At 60.0% G+C, this 21535-nt stretch carries 23 protein-coding genes; 2 read left to right on the top strand and 21 right to left on the bottom strand.

Annotated features, from left to right (window positions below; genetic code table 11):
• Positions 1-14: 14 nt before the first annotated feature.
• Entirely contained in the window at positions 15-812 is a 798-nt protein-coding gene (locus tag Q0D52_RS00695; RefSeq protein ID WP_294379505.1) for a protein-ADP-ribose hydrolase, read from the bottom strand.
• Positions 813-919: 107 nt separating this feature from the next.
• Complete coding sequence (locus Q0D52_RS00690; protein WP_294379503.1) at positions 920-1768, bottom strand: nuclear transport factor 2 family protein; 849 nt, start codon at positions 1766-1768, stop codon at positions 920-922.
• Between the two features lie 143 nt (positions 1769-1911).
• Between Q0D52_RS00690 and Q0D52_RS00685 the strand changes: the two genes are divergently transcribed.
• Positions 1912-2277, top strand: a complete 366-nt coding sequence (locus Q0D52_RS00685) for a helix-turn-helix domain-containing protein (RefSeq protein ID WP_294379501.1) — start codon at positions 1912-1914, stop codon at positions 2275-2277.
• Positions 2278-2661: 384 nt separating this feature from the next.
• On the opposite strand, the gene Q0D52_RS00680 is transcribed toward Q0D52_RS00685, so the two are convergent.
• From Q0D52_RS00680 to Q0D52_RS00650, 7 genes are all read right to left on the bottom strand, one after another.
• Positions 2662-3129, bottom strand: coding sequence for a hypothetical protein (locus tag Q0D52_RS00680; protein WP_294379498.1), 468 nt, complete (start codon positions 3127-3129; stop codon positions 2662-2664).
• 81 nt (positions 3130-3210) lie between these two features.
• On the bottom strand, positions 3211-3732 hold the full coding sequence (locus Q0D52_RS00675; protein WP_294379496.1) for a phosphatase PAP2 family protein: 522 nt from the start codon (positions 3730-3732) through the stop codon (positions 3211-3213).
• A 189-nt stretch (positions 3733-3921) separates the two neighbouring features.
• Positions 3922-4425 carry a preQ(1) synthase gene (queF, locus tag Q0D52_RS00670; protein WP_288578118.1) on the bottom strand — a complete coding sequence of 168 codons (504 nt, stop codon included), beginning with the start codon at positions 4423-4425 and terminating at the stop codon, positions 3922-3924.
• Positions 4426-4538: 113 nt separating this feature from the next.
• Positions 4539-5378 (bottom strand): 7-cyano-7-deazaguanine synthase QueC, encoded by an 840-nt coding sequence (gene queC, locus Q0D52_RS00665; protein WP_294379493.1) that lies wholly within the window; start codon positions 5376-5378, stop codon positions 4539-4541.
• 1 nt (position 5379) lies between these two features.
• Positions 5380-6390, bottom strand: coding sequence for a radical SAM protein (locus Q0D52_RS00660; protein ID WP_294379491.1), 1011 nt, complete (start codon positions 6388-6390; stop codon positions 5380-5382).
• 7 nt (positions 6391-6397) lie between these two features.
• On the bottom strand, positions 6398-6817 hold the full coding sequence (locus Q0D52_RS00655) for a 6-carboxytetrahydropterin synthase (RefSeq protein ID WP_294379489.1): 420 nt from the start codon (positions 6815-6817) through the stop codon (positions 6398-6400).
• Between the two features lie 374 nt (positions 6818-7191).
• Complete coding sequence (locus Q0D52_RS00650) at positions 7192-7845, bottom strand: HAD-IA family hydrolase (protein ID WP_294379487.1); 654 nt, start codon at positions 7843-7845, stop codon at positions 7192-7194.
• Positions 7846-8410: 565 nt separating this feature from the next.
• On the opposite strand from Q0D52_RS00650, the gene Q0D52_RS00645 reads away from it, so the two are divergent.
• Complete coding sequence (locus tag Q0D52_RS00645; protein ID WP_294379485.1) at positions 8411-8596, top strand: hypothetical protein; 186 nt, start codon at positions 8411-8413, stop codon at positions 8594-8596.
• A 153-nt stretch (positions 8597-8749) separates the two neighbouring features.
• On the opposite strand, the gene Q0D52_RS00640 is transcribed toward Q0D52_RS00645, so the two are convergent.
• From Q0D52_RS00640 to Q0D52_RS00585, 12 genes are all read right to left on the bottom strand, one after another.
• Positions 8750-9778, bottom strand: a complete 1029-nt coding sequence (locus Q0D52_RS00640; RefSeq protein ID WP_294379484.1) for a GH25 family lysozyme — start codon at positions 9776-9778, stop codon at positions 8750-8752.
• Entirely contained in the window at positions 9775-10482 is a 708-nt protein-coding gene (locus Q0D52_RS00635; RefSeq protein WP_294379483.1) for a C39 family peptidase, read from the bottom strand. The genes Q0D52_RS00640 and Q0D52_RS00635 overlap by 4 nt, the downstream gene beginning before the upstream one ends.
• On the bottom strand, positions 10460-10879 hold the full coding sequence (locus tag Q0D52_RS00630) for a phage holin family protein (RefSeq protein ID WP_294379482.1): 420 nt from the start codon (positions 10877-10879) through the stop codon (positions 10460-10462). The genes Q0D52_RS00635 and Q0D52_RS00630 overlap by 23 nt, the downstream gene beginning before the upstream one ends.
• 4 nt (positions 10880-10883) lie before the next feature.
• Positions 10884-11009, bottom strand: coding sequence for a CD1375 family protein (locus tag Q0D52_RS00625; protein ID WP_294379481.1), 126 nt, complete (start codon positions 11007-11009; stop codon positions 10884-10886).
• Complete coding sequence (locus tag Q0D52_RS00620) at positions 11009-11380, bottom strand: hypothetical protein (protein ID WP_294379480.1); 372 nt, start codon at positions 11378-11380, stop codon at positions 11009-11011. The genes Q0D52_RS00625 and Q0D52_RS00620 overlap by 1 nt, the downstream gene beginning before the upstream one ends.
• Entirely contained in the window at positions 11331-12431 is a 1101-nt protein-coding gene (locus Q0D52_RS00615; RefSeq protein WP_294379479.1) for an RNA-directed DNA polymerase, read from the bottom strand. Before Q0D52_RS00615 ends, Q0D52_RS00620 begins: the two co-directional genes overlap by 50 nt.
• Positions 12432-12774: 343 nt before the next feature.
• Positions 12775-14334 (bottom strand): hypothetical protein, encoded by a 1560-nt coding sequence (locus tag Q0D52_RS00610; RefSeq protein ID WP_294379478.1) that lies wholly within the window; start codon positions 14332-14334, stop codon positions 12775-12777.
• 11 nt (positions 14335-14345) lie between these two features.
• Positions 14346-15149: a BppU family phage baseplate upper protein gene (locus Q0D52_RS00605; RefSeq protein ID WP_294379477.1), complete on the bottom strand. Its 804-nt coding sequence runs from the start codon at positions 15147-15149 to the stop codon at positions 14346-14348.
• Positions 15149-15574 carry a hypothetical protein gene (locus tag Q0D52_RS00600; protein WP_294379476.1) on the bottom strand — a complete coding sequence of 142 codons (426 nt, stop codon included), beginning with the start codon at positions 15572-15574 and terminating at the stop codon, positions 15149-15151. The genes Q0D52_RS00605 and Q0D52_RS00600 overlap by 1 nt, the downstream gene beginning before the upstream one ends.
• A 15-nt stretch (positions 15575-15589) precedes the next feature.
• The gene (locus Q0D52_RS00595) at positions 15590-18304 is read right to left on the bottom strand and encodes a phage tail spike protein (protein ID WP_294379474.1); all 2715 of its coding nucleotides are present in this window, start codon (positions 18302-18304) and stop codon (positions 15590-15592) included.
• Entirely contained in the window at positions 18295-19029 is a 735-nt protein-coding gene (locus tag Q0D52_RS00590) for a distal tail protein Dit (protein ID WP_294379471.1), read from the bottom strand. The genes Q0D52_RS00595 and Q0D52_RS00590 overlap by 10 nt, the downstream gene beginning before the upstream one ends.
• Positions 19019-21526, bottom strand: a complete 2508-nt coding sequence (locus tag Q0D52_RS00585; protein ID WP_294379469.1) for a hypothetical protein — start codon at positions 21524-21526, stop codon at positions 19019-19021. Before Q0D52_RS00585 ends, Q0D52_RS00590 begins: the two co-directional genes overlap by 11 nt.
• Positions 21527-21535: the final 9 nt, after the last annotated feature.

Here is a 21535-nt window from a genome sequence, read left to right as displayed (position 1 = left end):
CACCGGCGAACAAGTTAGCTGAATAGAATGTCGCGGTAGATTTTCTCATCCGATTCCAGGAAGACGTCGAACACCACATGGATGCTCGATTCGCTCTCGTCAAGCCATCCGCGCACCGTGCGGACCGCGATCTGCGCGGCTTCTTCCTGGGGGAACCCGAACACGCCGGTCCCGATGCAGCAGAACGCGATGGATGCCGCCCCCGCCTCAAGGGCGGCATCCATGCAGCTTTCATAGCAGCTCGCCAGGAGAGCCCGGTCTTCAGCGTCGGGGCTTCCGTCCGCGATGGGGCCCACGGTGTGCGCGATCCATTTCGCAGGCAGGTTGTAGGCTCCCGTCATCTTCGCCAGGCCCGTCGGTTCGGGGCGACCCTGCGACCGCATGATGCGCGCGCACTCCGCGCGCAGCTGGATGCCGGCATAGGTGTGGATGGCGTTGTCGATGCAGTGGTGGCCTGGCACCCAGCAGCCCAGCAACCGGCAGTTCGCGGCGTTGACCACGACGTCGGCGGCGAGCGTGGTGATATCGCCGCGCCAAAGGCTCAGGCGCCCATCCAGCGACGTTCGGGGCAGCGCACCGACGTCGACTATCCCCGCCTCGGCGATGCGGTCTTGGAGCATGCGGTCCTGCGCGGCGAAGAACTTGTCGGTCGCCGACATCGGCTCGCGCACGTTCACGAGGGCGCGGTAGGCTTCGAAGAGGGCGCGATCATCGCCTTCCAGCGATGCCACCGTTTCGCGGGCCTTCTCCGTCCCAAACCGCTCGGCGGCCAAACAGCTGACGCAGTAGGCAAGGTCTTTCATCCGTTTCATCCTCCTATCCTCAGCAACGCCCGTGCGGGCATGTCTCTTGTCTCCCCGCAATCGGCCGTGGCGCCTCTTGCGGAAGGCGCCACGGCGTTCCCCTTTTCGTTGCGTCGCTAAAACTTGCCGTTTTCGTTCTGCCAGTCAGCCCGATCGGCGATGGTTTCCATGACGTCCCAGTGCTCAGCGATCTTACCGTCCTCCACGCGCCAGAGGTCGTAGTACGACGTGGGCTTGCCGCCGAAGGTGCCCTCGCTCACGCCCAGGACGAAGTTACCCTGCGCGAGAACCTGGTGGGTCCTGTCGTAGATCATCTGGATGCCGTTCGCGGCGAGCGCCTCAAGCGCGGCGCCCAAGCCGGAGAGTCCGTCGGCGATCCCGGTGTTGTGCTGGAGGTAGACGTCGCCCTTGAAGTACTCCGGGGTCTTCTCGGGGCGCTTCCCCTGCATGACGTCTACGAGAAATGCCTCGATGAGGGCTCGGTTCTCCTCCGTCTTACCGAGATCGGATGCCTCGATGGGGCCGTCGGTCTGCGTGCGACCGGAGGGGTTCGGTCCGGCGACATCGGCAAGGTTGTCCCAGTGCTCGGCGATGAGCCCCTGGCCGTTGAAGCGGAAGATGTCGAAGGCAACCTGCTCACCAGCCCCCGCGAAGTTGTAAACGGTCTGCAGGAACACCTTGTCGCCGTCCTCAAACGCACGGACATTTCTCACCGTCGTCTTGACGGGCGCGGAGGCCAGGTACTTCACGGACCCGACGAACGCGTCGCGACCCGTGCCGTAGGCGAGGTTGTGCTGAATGTAGCCCTCGTCGAGGAGGCTCGCCGCCAACTCAGCGTCTCCAGTGGCGAACGTACCGATGAGTTCGAGCGCTTTCTGGGTGTTGCTCGTGTTCGTTCCTTTCCCTGTGGCCTTGCGGCGTTTGAACGTGCCGATGAAGTTGAATGCTTTCTTGATGTTGCTCATGTAAGTTCCTTTCCCTGCGGGTCTGCGGCCCTTCTCGCCGTTTGCTTGGCTTCATGGTAAAATCTGTGGTGCAAAACGAAAAGTAGGCACAATAAAGTGCTGTAGGTACCTTTAGGTAACCAAGGATAAACAGGTGGTTCGCAATGAGCGACGATGAAATCGGCTACACCGAATACCGCAATGACAAGCTTCCCGAGAGAAGCAACCTCCCCGCCTGCCCGGTGGAGACCTGCGTGTCCCTGATCGGCAGCAAGTGGAAACTGCTTATAATGCGAGACCTGCTCCTGAACGGCTCGATGAGATTCAAGGCCCTTCAGCGCAGCATCGGGGGCGTCTCCCAGAAGGTCCTCACCACGAATCTGCGAAACATGGAGGACGCGGGGCTCATCGTCAGGAGGGTGTACGCAGAGGTCCCGCCCCGCGTCGAGTACTCCCTCACGGAGCTAGGCCAAAGTCTGAGGCCCATCATTGATTCCATGTGGCATGGGGGGAGTCGTACCAGGCTTTAGCGAAGTGATGCCTTCCCTTTCTTTTCTTCTGGTTTGCCCAGATGCTTGCCGACAACGCTGGCGCGGCTACATAGCTCTTGCCATCGCATGGCACCGTATTCAAGGTGCCTATATCTGATCAGGGAATAAAGAATGGATCGGCAACACCTATCCGCGCGAGTCCGGGAGGGAAAGCCCCGCCAGACGGCAACCCTCTAAAGGCTATGGCGCTTCCCCAGCGGCGCGCGCCATAACCGCGGTTGGGGAAGCTCCGCGAGACGCCCTCCCGATTCGAACGACCCCTTGTCAGAACTTCCTTTCGCCAGGAACCCCTGACAGCAAAGAGAAGGCCCGCTCGATTGAGCGGGCCTTCGTGATGAAGCGAGGTTAGGGAATAAGAAGCGGTTATCCGCGCGAAGCTGCACGGGGAACCAGCGGGCACGGGGCGGGACGGTTGCCGCGACGCGCGAAACGGATAAGGAAGCTTGCGCCGGAAAGCGCCAGCGCAACGCCCAAGCCCGTGTAGAAGAACGCGATGAACCACACGGGGACCAGGCCGAACGCGCGAAGGGAGATGCCGCCGGTCATCATGACGGCCATCATGGCATAACCCGGCACATCGAAGAAGCGCCAAATGCCGACACGATCGGCCTCGTAGCCGGCGATGCGGACGGCATGCTTGCCCACCATCTTCGAGAAAACCTTGATGTGGAACAGCGTGAACACCACGGCGGCGCCGATGATGAGCAGCCACCACATCCCCTGGTCCATCTGAGCGAACGACCGGATGCCCAGCCAAGCGATGTTACCGCCGGCGATAAGCCAAACGATGCCGGCGACTAAAAGCAACGTACGCTTCGAAACCTTCAGCATATCTGCCCCCTCTGAAACGAAACGGACGGTATCGGCTAACCGATATCGATATTTAATATCGATAACTGTATCAGGCCGCCGCTAAAGAATCCAGAGACCCACAAAACCTGCAAGCATCCCCAACAAAGCCCCCACCACGACATCGCGCGGGAAATGCACGCCCGACACCACGCGGATGACCGCCAGCAACACCCCGGCAGCCAACATGACCGGCCCCGCCCACGCAAGCGGGCAGCAGGCGCAAAACGTCATGGCTATGACGAAGATGCTGAACGTGTGGCGGCTGGGGAACGAATTGCCGCGCGTGTCCTTCGGGATGACGGACGCGGTTTCGAACACCTCGTACGGACGCGGCGCGTTGATGGCTTTGCGCAACACAGTGACCAGCACGAACGAGACGCCCGGCACCAGCACGGCCCGCAGCAGCGTACCCGTCGCATCGGTTGCGCCGGTTGCCGCCGCGTAGGCCAGCCATGCGAGCAGGCAGGGATACGCCACGTACACGGCGTCGGTGATGATCTTGTTCGCCAGGGAAACGCAACGCGACAGCGCAGGACGCGCCCGCAAGGCATCGGTCATACATATGTAAGTCGATTTTTGCATGTTGGCATTGTATCCGATTGCGAAATCACACGCACTCGCGCACATTTTAAATCGGCCGTTTACCTGGTGCGATGCAACGTTTTCCCAGGTCACTGCACACGTATGGTTCCTGCCAAAAAACGCGCAAATGTATGTGACGCACGCATGAAAATGCCCGCAAACGGCAATGTTTGCGGGCATTAGGCGCTGCTAGCGGTTGTTCACGGCCTCGGGATGCAGGTCGTGGTTTGCCAGGCGATCCCAGGCAACCTGCTCCCAGCGCGTGCCGGGCTTGCCGTAGTTGCAGTACGGGTCGATGGAGATGCCGCCGCGCGGCAGGAACTTGCCCCACACCTCGATGTACTTCGGGTCCATCAGCGCGATCAGGTCCTTCATGATCACGTTGACGCAATCCTCGTGGAAGTCGCCGTGGTTGCGGAAGCTGAACAGGTACAGCTTCAGGCTTTTGCTCTCCACCATGCGCACGTCGGGCACGTAGGAGATGTAGATGGTGGCGAAGTCGGGCTGGCCGGTGATCGGGCACAACGCCGTGAACTCCGGGCAGTTGAACTTCACGAAGTAGTCGTTGCCGGGGTGCTTGTTGTCGAACGTCTCGAGCACGCTCGGGTCGTAGGTTTGCGGATACTGCACGCCCTGGTTGCCCAGAAGCGACAGGTCATCGGTGCCGGAGCGCATGGGCTTCTCGTTGGTCATAGATTCTCCTTGGAAAGCGCGGCCGAGGGGGCCGCGGGTTGTAACGGTTCGGGAAAGCACGGGGCAACCGCTGCGCAGCGGAAGGCGATTCCGCGAGCAGCCAGGTTCGCGCCCTACCCCTGAGCGTCCAGCTTGTCGAGCAGCGGGTCGCGCATGCCGTTGGCCGCGAAGGCGCGATCGCGGTCGATGCACGTGCCGCATTTGCCGCACGGGCGGGCGCCACCCTCGTAGCAGCTCCACGTAAGCTCATAGGGAACATCCAGGTCAAGGCCGCATTTCACAATATCGGCCTTCGACCAGGACACGAACGGGGCCTCCAGGTGCAGCTGGCCCGCCGTGCCTTGCGTGATGGCAAGGTTCATGGCGTTCACGAACTCGAGGGAGCAATCGGGGTAGGCATCGCCGGCCCAATCGTCGTGATGCGCGCCATAGAACAGCACGCTCGCACCCAGCGACAGCGCCATGGACGCAGCGCTGGACAGGAACAGGCCGTTGCGGAACGGAACGTACGTGCTCACCGGCGAGCCGTCGCCTTCGTCGATCTGCTCGGCATAGCTTTCCTCGGGAACATCTTGCGTGGAGTGCTCGAGCAGGCTGCAGTCGCTGTCGGCAAAGATGGCGGAAAGGTCGAGAAAGCGCTGCTCAACGCCGTAATGCGCGGCAACGGCCTTCGCGCTCTCGATCTCCTTCTCGTGGCGCTGACCGTAGGAGATGCTCAGCGCGAACACGTTCTCCGCGCCGAAGCGTTTGACCGCCAAGGCCAGAAGCGTGCTGGAGTCAACGCCGCCGCTGCTGAGCACGAGCGCCTTCTGCGGGTTATCGCCGCACACCTTGCCGTTCTCGTCACGCGGCGCCGGGTCCTCGCCCAGCGTCCCGTGTATGCGCAGGTTCTCGCGCGCGTTTGCGGCCGCAGCCGCGAACGAGGAGAACGCCTGTCCCTCGAATATGCCCATCCTACACGCCCCTCTCAACATCGGGCCAGATGACCTTGTGCAGCTGCACTTGAGCGGTTGCCCAGGTCATCCGGTTCTCTTGCATGAATTCAACGATGCGCGCCGGCTCGATGTCCCCAAAACACGGGCTCAGATACACCGGCACGCGCCCTGGCAGATCGAGCTGCCGGGCAACTTCCAAAACGCGCGGCAGATCGCCCCGCCCGCACACGAACTTCACCGTGTCGCGCGCATCGAGCAGGCGGAAGTTCGCAGGCAGCATCCGCTGCTCCATGCCGCTCGACGGCAGCTTCCAGTCCACAGTGAAGGTGAGCTCGCCGGGTGCGTCGTTGCCGATACGCGTGCGCAGCGCGGCGAGTTCGCCCAGGTCGGCGGCGCCGTTCGTCTCGATCTCCACGCGCAAGCCGCACCCACCCGGACCGAGCTCGCCCAGCAGCAGCTCCACCAGCTGCGGCAGCAGCGGCTGCAACACCGGCTCACCGCCGGTGAGCGTCACGCATTCCACGCCCGCCTGCCGCACCCACGCCACCAGCTGTTGCGGGGTTTCGCCCTGCGCCGCGGCGCCCGGAGCGTTCGCCCACATGGTATCGCAGTAGCCGCAACGCAGATTGCAGCCCGTGAACCGGATGAACGCCGCCAGCTTGCCCGCGCACGCCCCTTCGCCGTTGATGCTAACGAACCGCTCCGCAACCGGCATGGTTGCCTGGGGGCCGGATTCGCCGGCGTTTCGACGCTGCGACGCCCTAACGGCGGCGGCAAGCGAAGAGGCCGTCGCGGCGCTGACAGCGGGGATACGCGCAGCCGTTTGGACGCCATCGGCAGCGACAAGCTCAGACGCCAGGGAACCGCTAGCAGCGATGGCCGCCGACAACGAGCCATGCACGGTGTCAGGAGCAGGCGCCGACGTCTTACCGGCATCGGACGCAGAGGCTTGCGCGCCATCGGTGCGCTTGAAGGCCGAGAACGCGTCGTGCAGGCTGCCGTAGGTTGCGTTTTCGTTTTCGCAGGTCATGGCTTCGCTATGCGCGGTAGATCGCGCAATTGTTCGGCGTTTCGTACACGTCCACCTGCGACACGGGGAAACCCTGCTCGGCCAGCTTGCCGAAGAAGTAGCGCGCCAGATTCTCCGCGGTGGTGCGGAACGGCATCATCGACAGCGTGAACCCCTCCTCGCGCAGGCAATCCAGGGTTTTGGGCATAAGCGAGCCCTCCTCCACCACGAACGAGTGGTCAAGCTCCTCGGTAAGGTTGCGCAGCGCGCGCTTGAAGTCGGCGAAGTCGATGACCATGTCCTTGTGCGTGCCCTCGGTTTGCAGCTCGGCCTGCTCGAGATACGCCACCACGCGCCAGCGATGACCGTGCAGGTTCTCGCACTTGCCGTGGTAATCGGTCAGGAAATGCGCAGCGTCGAAGCTGCTCTCCGTTTTCAGCCCATACATAGCAAAAGCCCTTCCATCAAGCGAAAACCGCCGTCGGAAAGGCCCTTTTCGAAATGCGCGACAACCTGCAACGATGCAGCGGAAACCGTTCGCCTCCACCGATAGAATCGCGCCGTCACGCAAAACGCCCGCCGCGATCAGCGGGCAAGGTACCTAGTTTTGTTTACCGACAGGAGGTTTTCGAACTGTCCATCAATCACGCGGCAAGTATACCGCCCCAAAGCCGCAAACAACGCCGCACCCGAGCTTCCGCACGATAACCGCACCCCAGACACTTCGGGGACGTAGCACTAACTGTCCGACCCGACGGCGTTACCCGATCGGACACTTAATTCTACGTCCCCAAGTGTCCGATGCCCCGCAGATATCCCGAGCTACAGAAGCGACAGCGTGCTTGCGAGCAGCTCGTCCCAGGTGTGCGAGACGAACGAAGGACGCTCTGCCGCCAGGGCGGGCTCGTTGAACATGCCCCAAGTCACCGCCGCGGTTCTTGCGCCTGCCGCGTTGCCGGATTGCAGGTCGAACGGCGCGTCGCCGACGTACAGGCACTCGCCGGGGTCGAATCCCAGCAGCTCGCAGCCACGAACCACCGGCTGGGGGTCGGGCTTCGGGCGCTCGATATCGTCCCAGCCCACGCAACAATCCAGATACGATGCAGCGCCCACCACTTCAAGCCCGCGCCAAGCCACCGCATGGCGCTTCGATGTGACCACGCCCAGCTTCAGACCCGCGTCCGCAAGCTTCGCCAGCGCCTCCACCGTGCCTGGAAACGCCTTGATCATCTTATCGTGCACCGTTTTGTTGTGCGCTCGATACGCTTCGCAGAACCGCTCTTGCAGCACCGGGTCGTCCGTGTAGTCCTTGACCTGCACGGCCAGCGGCTGCCCCACTTTCTGCAGGTATTCCTCGTCGCTGAGCTGGCGGCCCAGCACCGCAGGACCCGCATAGTGAAAGCTCGCCAAAAGCAGCTCGCGAGAATCAACCAGCGTGCCATCGTTGTCGAACAAAACCGCCTTCAGACCAGCCATGATGCTCCTTCGATATCTATAGAGGCATATCCAACTCAGCGTATTTAAAAGAAAAGGGCTGCCGGTATACCAGCAGCCCTTGCGAATCCATGGTGGAGCAGAAACTACTTACTGCGAACACGATATATGCCAACTCGATTGAAATCAAGGTAACACGAAGCTGGTTTGCCGTCGTGGCCCTCTGTGAGCAAAATAATAAAAAAGGTTAAGCAATCCCAAATTACCGCTTGCTTTTCTCTATGGTCTACCCTATAATAATAGATGTCAAGAGGAAAGGAGGTGGTTCAAATGGACGAGTTTTTGAAGGACTTGGCAGTAGCCGTGATAAGCAGCTTGGTTACAGTAGCAGCGGAAACGGCAATCCAAGCCCTAAAAGAAAAGACCTCTCGCAAAGCCGGGAAGCATTCGAAGAGGTCTTGAGTCAAAGGGGCACCGCGAAGGCGGTGCCCCGCCACCAACGATTTTACACTAGGAGAATCGCGATGAAAACGGTTTTAATTGCAGTTGCGGCGTCATTGGCAACAATCTTTGTAATGAGGTGGCTCAGAAGCAGGAAAGGCGGAAAATGATGGTCTACGATTCGCAGAAGCGCGCCGTATCGGCCTACCGCAAAAAGTCGGTGAAGCAGCTCACCATTCGGTTTTATCCCAACGATGGCGATGAGACAATGTATCAGTGGCTAAAGAGCCAGCCGAACACCACCGAATACCTCAAGAAGCTCGTTGCCGCCGATATGGAAAAGCACGTATGAAACGCAGAAAAAGCCCGCACCCTTTACGGGGTGCGGGCTTTGTTCTTTATTTGCTCAGCTTCGATACCGCCCAAAAGATGGGCACGAACGGTAGAAGGCACAGCGTGACTAGTACGCCAGCCGCAACGCCGATGCCCCAGATAGCTTCGTCTTTCATGCAAGAAGCTCGTTCACGCGGTTCTGTACGGCATCGTAGTTGCTTCCCAGGGCAGCGCGGCGCGCATCGCCATCTCCGTACTTACCGCGAATCACGGCGCGGGCAAGAGCGTCGATGTCAACGCCATTGGCGCGCTCGTTCACGCGATCCTGAACATCGTCATAACGGTCTGCGAGGATTGCGCGGCGGGTGTCACCGTTGCCGAAAATCCCGTTGAGTACGTCGCTAGCAAGGTCATCGACGCTTGCGGAAGCGGCGCGGTTGATGAGGTTTTGAACTTCATCGTAGCGCGAGCCTAGGCGGTTACGGCGATCGTCTCCGTTGCCGTACTCACCGCGCATGACGGCGGCGGCAAGGTCTGCCGTGCTGCCTTGCGGGTCGTTGGACGGCGCATGCGCGGGCGTGCCGCCGTTGGGGTTTGCGAACTTCGCCCATGCGGCGGCATCCATATAGGCGATGTCGAGGTCGAGGTTGCCGCCGTATCCGTCGATACGGCCATGGGACGTGTACTGATGAATCGCGCACATGCTCCATGCGCCGAAGCTGCCCGACGGCAACCACGGCGAATCCTGATAACAAGTAGTATCGTCGTTTGCGTATTGGGCAACCCAGAGCGCATGATTTGGCGCGATTGCGCTCCAATCCTCTTCCTCGCAAACGCTACGGCTCATGTACACGATACAGCGCACGCCTGTAAGCTCATAGATTCGGTCGAGGAACTTCTTAGCGCCGTCGGTGCCAATTCTTCCGTACATCTCATAATCGAGGATTGGAATACCCGCGCCGAAATAGCCTTTGCAGCTCTCATAGAAGTAATTCGCCTGCGCGATAGGGTCTTCCTTGTTCATGAAGTGGTAGAAGCCCCAGCACTTCCCCATGGCGATTGCCTTCTGGATGAACGGATCGCACGTCGTATGGACGATGCTTGTTCCCTCGGTCGCTTTGCAAATCATGAAATCGTAGTCGATTGCGGCAAGGTTGATGCCGCGCTGGTAATCGGAAATGTCGATGCCCTTCATAGTCATCGCTTATCACCTCTCAAAGCGTTGAAAGAGCCGAAGCCGACGGCTTCAAGCTCTTCACGCGTCCATGTCTTGATTGAATTCGCCCCATCGTCTGGGTCTCGCATCGCGTAGGTGCCGTCATCGTTTCCGTGCCACAGCATCACGACGTGGCTCCCGTAGTTGCGCTCGCCAAGTGTTCCGCTCACGCCAGCGAAGATGATCCATCCATCATCGATGTAGCCAAGCGCTGTGTCGATGTCCCAGAACGTGTCAACGCAGTCGAAACCGTAGCGGTCATGAAGCAGCTGCGAGAACTTTGCCATGTCGTTAACACGGTCTGTAAGGCACGCTTCGCCCACAAGGCTCGCGAGCAGGTCTGGCGTGACGGTGGTGCCGTTCTCATAGCTCAGAGCCATAGCTGCGCAAGTCAGCCCGCAACCGTAGGTGCCTATCGTACCGTCGCTGTAGGCGTACGACGCCCATTGCGGGTCTTTCTGTAAGAAGAGCGGCATATAGCCGCTCTTCGGTGTGTTCATTTGCTTGTCGATGATGGGCTGCGCATCTTGCACGCCGTCGCTGTAGCCACGCTCATAGCTCTCGGTGGCGCTTGATCTGTCAGCCTGCACATGGTCGAGCGTCACGCCGAACCACGCCGCGAAGCCGATAGCGACACCTAACAGCAACGCAATTGCGAGCTTGAGCCTAACCGCGCTTAGATGCTTCATCGGCGATCACCTTCGCGGTAGCCGCTTCGGCGTCGGCGTGCTCGAAAATCTTCATGATGGTAAGGTTCGCGATTTCTGGGTAAGCCTTGCAGAGGTTTTCGAGGATACTCGCGACCTCCATGACGATAATCGCGACGCATACGACGTACACGGTCACACCGCCGAAGCCTAATCCAGCCACGTGGGCACTTAGAATCTCGATGCACATCGCAAGCAAGATGATGAGCGCGAGAACCGCTTTGTGTCCAAGCCCAGTGCGCATCGTGGAGCTCTTAAACTCGCGGTTCATGATGGCTGCAACGATGCCGCTGATCATGTCGAACAGCATCAGCAGAAACGCGCCAGCAATCGCCCAAACCTGCTGTTCGGTGAACGTGTAAATTGCAGTGAAATCCATATCCTTAACCTTCCTGGTCGTTCTTCTTGTCTGCTTCGAGCATCGCCGCCACGGCGTCGCGCCAACGCTTCGGCACGCTGTCGAGCGTTCGCTTGCCGCTCTTCACGGCCTCGTAGTAGATCTTCGCCATTACTCTTCACCGCCTACCAAATCGCCGATTTCGAGCAACGCGGCGTTTGTGTCATCGAGCGCGGCGTTGGTCGCCTTTAGCTGCGCCATGAGCGCGTCGATGCGTTCGGCGTCGGTAAGCTCGTCATCCTCGTGCGCTTCCCACAGCTCATCGAATGCCGCCGTCACCTCATCGACGGTCGGCACCCCGACTTGGACGAAATGAAGCTCGTCGGCTTTGTAGAACTCGATGGACTTCTCGGCGTCGGGGCCGTTATCGGCAACGTCCTTATCGATGTTCTTGCGAAGCCAAACATCAGCGGTCACGTTGTCCGCGCGCGCCTCAATCAGCACCGCCGCGAGCGGCGTCGCCGATACCGTTTGATAGCTCATGTTCCTTCCTTTCCACGGCGCTCACATGCCGTTTTGCTTGCTTAAATGCCTTGTCGAACCCGTTGCCTATCACGAGACGGAGCGAATCGGTGTTCTTGAACCAGCCCCAATAGCTGCACACGCGCCTGGCGCGTCCTAGCGTCGGCAATCGCCTGTACTTGCGAAACGCCCTGCATGCTCGAAGGAACAGTGTTGACCGCAACGTCACGCGGTTCCGCCGGACGGTGAAGCCCACGACGTCGACTGGTTCCTCGTCGCCGACGCGGCAGACCTTCCAAGGCTTGACGTGCAGGCCGAAGTCCTTGAGCAGCAGCCTTTGCAGCTGCCGCGCGGCGCTTCGCAGGTTGCGCTTGTCTTGGCTGAACAGATAGATGTCGTCGGCATACCAGAGCTGGTGCGCCACCATCGGCACGTTGCAGCCGCGCCGAACCTTGCGCATGCCCTCCACGGCGTGGTAGCCAAACGAGAGAACCAGCTGCGCCATTCGCAGGCTGAAATAGCTGCCGATCTCCAACCCGCCGCCGTAGGTCGCGAGCAGCGTCTCGCACAGGTACAGCACGTCGGGGCTTCTCACATAGCGGCGGAGGATGCGCATGACCACATCGGCCTTTATCGACGGATAGCACTTGCGAACGTCCAAATGGACGAAATAGCCGCCTTCCTGAACCCAGCGGCTCACGGCGTTCGCAGCCATTAGCTGGCCTTTGCCCTTCACGCTGGAAACCTGCCAGAAGCCGACTTTCGAGCGCAGCAGCCCGCTTAGCGCTTCGATTGCCACGTAGTCGCATATCTGCTGCTTGACCGATTCGACGCCGATGATGCGCAGCTTGCCGTTCGTCGGCTCGCGGTGCCTGTAGCGCTTGATGGGGCGAAGCGCGAGCGTGCGCGACGCGATCTCGCTCTCGATTTCCGCAATAAGCGACTCGGAGCTGCCGTGCTCGTCGGGTACGCGCCACGCGTTCTTCTTTCCAGCGGGCGCGGCGAGCCATGATTCGTAGGCTCTACTAATAAGGGCTCCGTCGATGCGGAGCCCTTTGCAATAACTCTTCAATTGTTTAGACCGTTTCTCTCTGGATGCTGTCTGAGAGGTCGCCGACACGGCTACTGTCCCAGTGGTCTTAAAGCCATTTCAGTCAGTTGACCCAGGCCAATGCCCGCTCGTTGCCAGCACGGCGGGTAGTCGCGGCGGAAGTGCTCAGCTGGTTGTTAGTTGTTCCAGATAGGCGCGAGCCGATGCTCCACCTGGTGTTGCCGGTGCCGTTGTTGCCGTTGACGTACCAAAGGCCAGCATTGCCCCTGTTCCTCAAGTTGCCGAGGGAAAGCCAAGAGAGCATGACAGCCCGCGCGCCGCGAATCCCTGCTTGTTTTTCAGAGGGGACAAGTCCCCTCGCGGCTTACGCCGCTTCACCCCTTGAGCGACCATTGGCAGAGCGGCGCGAGCCGATGCACCACCGGGAGGCGCCGGTGCCGTAGTCGCCGTCGACGCACCAAAGGCCAGCAACGCCCCCGTGCCACAAGGCGCCGAGGGAAAGCCACTCTCGCCAGCCGACGGTGGTGTCCGCGACCTTGTAGTTGCCGTCGCAGATGCCGACGGACGTTGACGCGCCAGTTCCTTGCTGCATCATCAGGCCGTTGGCGGTCTTCGGGTAAAGGCCGTAATTCCAGCCTGCGCCAGCAGAGCCAGGGAATGCGCCGATGCTTAGCGCCGAATCTGGCATGCCGCCAGACTTCTCATTCTTGGTGTCGGGATTAACCCACACGACGGTGCCGCTGCCCGTGTACTGGATGAGCACGTTACCTAGAACCTCGTACATGCCCAAGCCAAGTTCGATGCCCTGGACAACGAACGGCTGCTTGGAGTCGGTGCAGCTCGTCGGTGAGCCGTCTCCCTCAACCATGTCGCACGCGCCCGTGTTCCACGGCGAAGTCGCGAGCTGGTAGGTGGTAGCGGTGCTGAACGGCTTCGCGACATCGAAGTAGATCGCGACGTTCGAAGCATCGACTGCCGCTTTCTTGATGACCTTCGCGCCGTCGAATACGTCACAGTTGTAGCTATAGCCACGGTCGGTGCTGTCTCCCGTGTGCGTGCCGAGCATCATCGCCGAGCCTACGAGAACCTGGTCGGCCTTGTCCTTCGCGATTACGACGCGCGTGGTGTTGCTCTCGGTGAGCGTCGGCGTTGCCGTCACGTCGTATGCGGTGCAGCCCGCGAAGACGCTCTGCGAGTTCTTCGTGGCGTACTTGAGCAGGAACATCGCCTTCACGTACCAGTCGTCGGCAGCGGCCTTGAGCGCATCGCCCGTAGTGGCCGTCTTCATGAGCGAGACGCCGCCGTCATGGCTCACGGTGCGCGTCTTGACTGGTGCGCCGCTCACGCTGCGCGGATTGCCGTCGGCGTCGACCGACAGGGCGTATTTCGCGTAGAGCATATAGGGACGCTGCGCGCCGTTCGGCAGCAGGGCGGCGGGTTGCCGCTTCATGCCCGGCTGTCGCGTGTCGGAAACCGTGAGGTTGACGGCATCGTCGGTCTCGGTCTCAAGCGTGTACAGCACGGGTGTCATAATCCACGTATCGTTCGCGCGCGAGAAGCGCCCATCGCCGTCGATTGCCGTGACGTACGGCGTGCCGTCGGCATCGACGCCGCCGTTGACCTCGAAGAAGACGAACGCGCCATGGCCGACGTACGGGTCTACCGCCGCGCGACCGATGACGCCTGGCTTCGGGTTCGCGATACCTGCATTCGCACCAGTCTTGGTGCAGGCGGTAGAACTGCCTTTGGGAATGCTCACGCCGTAGTTCTTGCCGTCGCGCATCTTCGCGAGCCAAGCGGCGATACTCGCATTGTCGTAGCGTCCCGTTCCCTCGTTGAACTTCGGCACCGTCGATGCGCCCATGCCTTCGAGCGCGACGGCGATGCGCTCAAGCGTCTCGTTTCGCGGGAAATTGAAATCCATCCTTTGACCTCCTAAACAGTCATATCGACCAGCACGGGCCAAGAGTTGCCCTGCGCGTCGGTCACTCGTTTGAAATAGATCTTCATGTCGGTGCTGATGGAGCCGCGAGCTTCCTCAGCCGCCTTGCGGGCGTCCGCCGCCGCTTCGTCGGCGCTGTCCTTCGATGCGTTTGCGGCGTTCGTCGCCGTCTTCGCGGCATCGGTTGCAGCGTCCGCGTTGGCTTTCGCCGCGTTCGCCGCCGTCGTGGCGTCGTTCGCGCTTCTTGTTGCCGCGTTGGCCTTGCTGGTTGCCGTGTTGGCAGCTTCGGTCGCGCTCTTGCAGATGTTCACGGCGGCGTTGGCATTGCCGACTGCGGCGGTCGCGACGGTCGCGGCCTTCTCGCCCTTCGAAACGGCTGTCTCGGCACGTTTCTCCAACGCCTCGACGGCGTTGTCCCAAGACTGCGCGGGCGCGTTGCCCTCGCGGGCGTCGCGCATGATGTCGAGCGCGAAACGTTCGGTCTGCACCGTTTGCGAGCTCTTGGTGAATTCGAAATAGGCTTCGTCGGTGTATCCAGGGACGCACGCGAGCTTGCTTTCTTCGCAGACATACGTAACCGTATTTCCCGAAACGGTTGCGGTTCCCTTGTAGTAATGGATTCGATCGGGCAAACGCGCAACAATGTAGGCCGTATAGCCCGAAAGCGCGAACTCTGCGCCGTTATCGTAGATGAGTGCCTTGATGGTGGTGCCGCCGCTCTCTCCCTGCGCGATGCGGATGCAGTTATTCCCGCATCCGCGCTTGTCGATATCAAGCTCGATGGTCTGCGTGTTCATTAGGCATCACCATCAATTGCAAGAACTTGAAGGCGCGAGATCGCTGCCTTGAAGGCTCCAAACGGGTCGAGTGACTTCGCATCTGTGTCATCTGCGTCATCTGCGGACTGCATCACCGCATCTGTAGGTTGCAGCACCTGAGCCAATGCGTTGAAGCACTCCACCGTGGCGACGGCACGGGCGTTGACATATTCGGGCGTTGTCACGCTGATGCCGTTCAGGCTCGGTTTGGGCTCAACGACATCAGATGCCTTCACGATGGCACGCGTTCCATCGCTGTATTCGGCTATGATGACCATGCCGTTCTCTTCTGCCCGCTTAAGCGCTTCTGTATCAAAGTCTGATATATAGCCCTCAACGTTTCCGATTGGGTCATGCAAGATGTACGCCACAATCGTCTTCGTCAAAGATTCCTCTTCGCTCATAGCGTCTCCTTTCTTCTAGAATCCACGTGTGCATATTCCGTTCACAAACGGCAGTTGGTAGGCTCGAAGATCGTTCAGGCTCCATCCATCGCCGGGGTTGTGGTCGAAACCTGCGAGCCAAAGCGTTCCCGTTCCCGCGTTGGTGGTCGTTACAGAGTGATTCGATGACGTTGATATGGACAGTTTCGGCGTAGAGACGCGTACGATGCCCTCTGCTTGAAGCTGTAGGCCATATGAAAGCGCGCCTGTAGAAGTATCACGTGACGAGCTGGAATAATCGATGTATCCGACGCTTCTCGTGCTGCTGTTGTCTGTTCGATACCCGCTCATTTGACCAGAGTTGTTTAGCATCGTGTAATAGTTGGAGTATCCGCATTTGAACGTTCCGTTGGCCGTCATGTAGTTGGCCGTCATGTAGTTCGTTGTGAGCACTCCGGTGTTGAGGTTCCACGTGTTTCGACCGATTTTGTCGGAAATAATGCCTGTGGACATATACGAAGCGTTGATATAGAGCTTTCCGTTGCTCATGTAGACGCCTTGGGTGGCACCGTTGTTCGTGAGCCTGTTGAAGATCTCTTTTTGCGTCAACGCATCGTCGTAGTCGCTCAAAAGTCCCTGCGCCGTCGCCTTGGCCTTCGATTGCTCGATGGTGCTCTTCGCGCTGTACGCCGCCGAGTGGTACGCGTTGACCGCGCTCGCGTAAGTGCTGTATGCGCTCTTGTACTCGATCATCGCCGACTTGAGCGCGTCGGCTGTCTTGCACGCGAGAACCTTGTCGATGCAGTCTTTCAGGTTGTCGTACGCCTGGCCTTTGCCGAACGCCGCGTTGTATTTCGGGGCCAGGACGTTCGCCTTGAATTGGGCGTTGAGCGAGGTGCTGTTGTTCAGGGTGCTGTACTCGCTCGAAAGGTCTGATTGCTCCTTCTCGATCGTTTGCAGAATCTTGTTGACGGCGGCTTTTTCGGCTTCGGTCACCACGCCGTCGCTCGCGAGGTCGTTGACGGTACCGTCGAGGTTGTCGAGCGATGTCTTTAGCTCTGAGAGCGACTTGTCGGTCTCGCCAAGGTTCTCGGTCAGCTCATTGAGCGCGGTGCTCGTTTCGTTGCCTAGGGTTTTGACGTCATTCGCGTTGTCTGTCGCCCTCTTGTCGAGGTCGTTCACGACGCTATCGAGCGTCCATCCGCCAGTGCCGTAGTTCACATCGCCTGGCGAAAGCTGGAACTCGCCCGTGTCGAGGTTCCAGAAGTTCTTGCCCTTCTCGTCGGTGAGCAGGCCAGCGCGCACGCGGTCGGCGTGCATGGTTCCGACGTTGATGCAATCGGCGTTCACGCTTTGCCCCGTGATGAACGTCGTCCAAGCCCATTGCCCGTCAGCCGTGAGCGATGACGCAAGGCGGATGCCCATGCCGTTGATGTTCACGGCCCACATGTTGGATGTCGTTTTGACGGGCGTTCCCGTCTCGGGGTTCAGGGCGACGTTGCTGAAAACCTGCCCAAGCTCGAACGATTCGACCTTGTAGGTGCCGACGGCGTTGAACTGCTTGTTGAGCGCCGATTGTAGAAGCTGCAACCATCCGACGGAAGGGTTAGTGACGGCGTCGTAGTTCGCCCTCGAAGCCGCGCCCGATTTCAACGCGCCAGCGATCGTCTCCCACATGTCGGTGAGCGCGTCGACCAGGTTGCCGAACATCACCGTGGTCTCTGCCGTGACCAAATCGCGCTCAATCTGCGAGACGCGACCCTTAAGGCGTATGCCGCCCTCGGCGAACTGCTTGTCGATGATCGCCACGCAATCGCCCAGCGCCACGCCTTCCCACGTGCGCCCGTAGGCGTACAGGTCGAGCACGTTGGCTTCGTAAGAGACCGTCGGCTCCTTTACGGCGTCAAGGTAGTCTTGCGTCTCTTGCAACAGCTGCGCGGCATCCTCGCACTGCTCGTTGATGTACGTATCGACGGCAGGCAGGATTCCGCCCTTGCCGTCGGGATGCCCCCAAATCTTGGTGGCTTCCGCGTCTTCTACGTAGTCCTTGCCACCGTTGATGTCGCCGAACGTCAAGCGGCGACCGTAGCCGCCCGTATCGGTCTCCACGCCCTTGCCGTAGCCGTAGACGCGCGTTTTCGGGTTAGCGCTGCCGACGGTGCGCTTTATGTCAACGATGTCCTTCGTCCAGGTGAAACGCTTCGGGCTTTGCTGGTCGCCGCGCGAAGCCCGCACACCGATGTAGCGATGCGTGACCTTAACGCCGTCGGTCTCGATGCGCGTCTCAAGCTCGCCGCCCCATGTCGCAATGAGGTCGGTCAACCCCTCTCGTACGCTCGTATGGTAGAACGTATGCGATGCGCTGGTCTTGAGATCGCATGTTCCGACTTCCCAGCGCGTACCGCCCAAGATGGACGTGAGCGCTTCGGCCACGCCGCCGCTAGGCCGCTTATCTTCTATATAGTCATCGAGCAGCTCGGCGATGGAGTTTATGCAGACGGCTTCGCAGTAGGTCTTGCCGCTTTCGTCGTGAACCTGAGAGACCTCATCGACAAGATGCTCGTGCGCATTGCCTTGACGGTCTACCCAAACGACGCGCTGACCCTTTGAAAGCTCGCGACCGCATGTGATCTTAAGCTCGTCGGTTCCGTCGAGCGCTTCGGCGTGTGTTGCGGCAGTGTAAGCCAAGCGCCCCATGTTCTCGCCCCAGCGGTCGAACAGGGTGAAGCCGATGCGCGAGATTAAAGCCATCGTTCCTCCCATTCGATAGTTGCTGTGCCGCCTGTAATCTTCAAGTGAGCGCGGCCATTTATCTCGAAGAAATCGCTCATGATGTTGAGTGCCGCGACCGAGCCGTTCACCGTGGCTTGCTCCGTTGCGAAATCGAGCCGAACAATGCTGTCAGCCGTCAACGCCTGAACCACCTCAACGAACTCGCCCGTATCGGCGTTGGTGATACGCCAAGAGCTGCAAGCGCCAGGCTTCGCCGTCACTCTCATCGGTGCTGGCAGCGTGCCGCCGACGGCGAACGCCGCTGAACCGCTCACTTCGATGCGTCGGCTTTGGCCGCGATAGTCCGGGTCGCCGATATGGAACGTCACCGTGCAGCTCGGGCAATCGTCAGTTATCTCGTCTAGGTCGGTGCTTCCGCTGACGATAGCCATAAGGTGCCGCGTCGGATCGTCTGGCAGAAACAGCGGCGCGGGCTCGTCGGCCCAGAGCATCGCCGCGAGTTTGTGGCGGGCTTCCGCTACGTCGCGGCGATGCTCTGTGCGCAGCCACATATCGACCGAGAGGTCGTAGCCATCGCGCTTGACTGTTTTGAAAACCTCGCCGTGCCGCCCCGGCACATCTTCGAACGTCGCATCGACGCTCGCCATGACAGGGCGGCGAATTTTACAATAAACCAGGCTCGAAAGGTCATGGCCGTTGAACACGATGCTGTCGGTCTGGTTGCGCTTGCGGTTACGCTCCAACGGTCACTCCCTTCTGCTTAAGGCGGCTCGCGATACCAGCGCCAATTTGCTGACCAGTGGTGTAGGCGTCCAGCTTGTCGGACACGCTCGCGTTCACGGTCACGGCGATTTCGACGGCGCGGGAAGCCCCTGCGCCAACGCGATCGAACGCGCGCGAAACCGCGTCCTCGACGCTAGAGCGCAATTTCTTATCTGGCGTAACATGCTCGCCGCCTGCTTCGCCGACGCCGATGATGCTGGGCCGGTCGAAGTAGCCGCCTTTTGCGTACCAATCGACGCTCACGCTCGGCAGCTTCACGACGCCGCCGACGTCGCGCCAAGAAACGTTGAAATGCGGCAGGTTGATGTGCGGCAAGCTTATTCGGATGCCGCTGAATGCAGACGAAATGCGCCCGGGGATTCCGCTAATCACGTTCCACGCATCATTAATGGGACTGGTTATGTTGTTCTTGATTTCGTTGAACTTGTTAGCCACCGTTGAGCCAAGGCCAGGAAAGCCCAACTTGTCTCCGATTGCGTTGCCCGCGTTGATGGCATTGGTCTGAGCGTTTTGCAGTTTGGTCGATATGTTGTCTCTGATGGCATCAAAAGCGTTGCTTGCCTGGTTTCTCGCTTGCTCCCAATCGCCGTTTAGGACAGATTGCAAAGCGCCAGCCGCAGAGCTGCCGACGGTCTGGGCCGTCTGCATGTCGTTCTGAATGGAATCTCTAATAGCACCGAATTTCTCCGCTGCGGCGGTTTGCAGGTTGCTCCACGTGTCGCTTGCTGTGCTCTTCAAGCCTTCCCAGGCGTTGGATGCGCTCTGCTGGATGCCATTGAATTTGTCGGCTAGGCTGTTCTTCACTTCTTCGCACTTGCCAGTTATTCCGTCCCATACTCCCTGCCAGAACGCGGGAACTCCAGCAAAGAAATTTTGAACGCCTTGCCATTTCTCGGAAATCCAGCCCGTGAAATCAGACCACAGCTGCTTGCCTGCCTCGGTCTGAGTGAAAAACCATGTAAGGCCAGCAACGGCAGCAGCCACCGCCGCAACACCAAGCAGAATCGGGTTCGCGGCGATAAGCCCTGTGAACAAAGTCCATCCGCCGCCGACTGCGCCGATGGCCCCCTTGAGCCCGCCGAATGTCTCCGAAACGCCCTTTATCGCGCCGCCGATCTCGGTACCAGTTTGGAGAACCTTGCCTGCGCCGGTCGCGAGCCCGCCAAACGCGAGCGTCCCAAGCCCGATGTTCGTAACCAGATCCTGCTGCTCTGGCGATAGCTGCTGATACCAGTTGGAGACCCCCTCAAGCGCTGGCGTCACCTTTTCGAGCAACGTGGTGCCAAGCTCCAAGACCTTCTCTTTCAGCGGCATCGCCGCTTCGCCCGCTTCTGCCATCTTTTGGTTGAGCTGGGCTTGCTGCTCGCGCGTGTCGAGCATGGTCTTGTTCGTTTCCTGGTACGTCTGCCCGATGTCGCCGTAAAGGCCGTCAAGCGTCTGCGTGATGAGCGTCGAACGCTCCTGCTCGCTGCCGCATGCGGCAAGGGCGGCGTTGAACGCGTCCTCTTTAGTCGCACCTTGGTCTAGCTGGTCATTGAAAGCCTGCTGCGCGGCCTGGTTTCCAGAGAGCGCGGCGCTCCATTGCTCGTTGCTCGCGGTGGCCCAGTTGAGCGCATCGGCCAAGCCGCCTGTGACGGTGCCCGTGTGCGCCGTCTCCTGCGACGCTTCCACCAGGTTCTCTAGCGGCAACGCGTCGCCGAACTTGGAAAACGAGCCAGCGGCGATGTTGGTCCACTGGTCAAGCTCCTGCTGATTCGTTGTCAGGCGGGACAGGTTTTGCGCGGCTTCGGTGGCAGTGTCCTCTTCGCCGAGTAACTTGTAAAAGAGCGTATACGAGTTCCGCGCCTGCTCGCTCGTTCCTCCAGCATCCTTCCAGGCAGCGTCGAGCTGATGAGTCTGCTCGATGTTCTCTTCTTGGCTCGAAGCCAATCCGACGAGCGCCGTCGCTGCGCCGCCGACTGCGCCGGTTATTGTCTTGCCAGTTGTCTCAAGACCCTTGCCAGCTTTTGCAAGCTTGTCGCTGTTGTCTTGGATGGTTTGGCCGAACTGATACAGCCCAGTTTTGGACGCTTCTGCTTCACGGCTCACGTTTTTCAGGTCGTCGGCATAGCTCTCAAGCTGGTTCTCGCAGATGGCTATCTGAGCTTTCAAGCTCGAATACTGGGCTTGCTCGCGCTCCGTGAGCGCAGCACCGCTTCGCTGCTTTTCCTCAAGCCCAGCGAGTGCCGACTTGTAGGCATCGAGCTTCGCCTTGGTCTCGCCATAGGCTCGATTCAAGAGCTTCGCCTTCTCGGTCAGAAGCTCGGTGTTGCCAGGGTCGAGCTTGAGCGCGCGGTTGATGTCCTTGAGAGCGCCTTGCGTGTCCTTGGCCGTGCCTTGCACTTTCTTTAACGCGCCTTGCAGCTCGGTCGTGTCGCCGCCGAACTTGATCGTAAGGCCCTTGTACGTTACGGCCATGCCTTCACC

This window comes from uncultured Senegalimassilia sp. (assembly GCF_934630535.1).
Lineage (GTDB): Bacteria > Actinomycetota > Coriobacteriia > Coriobacteriales > Eggerthellaceae > Senegalimassilia.
Note: the sequence above shows the minus strand (reverse complement) of the source record. Positions and strands in the feature narration are given on the sequence as shown.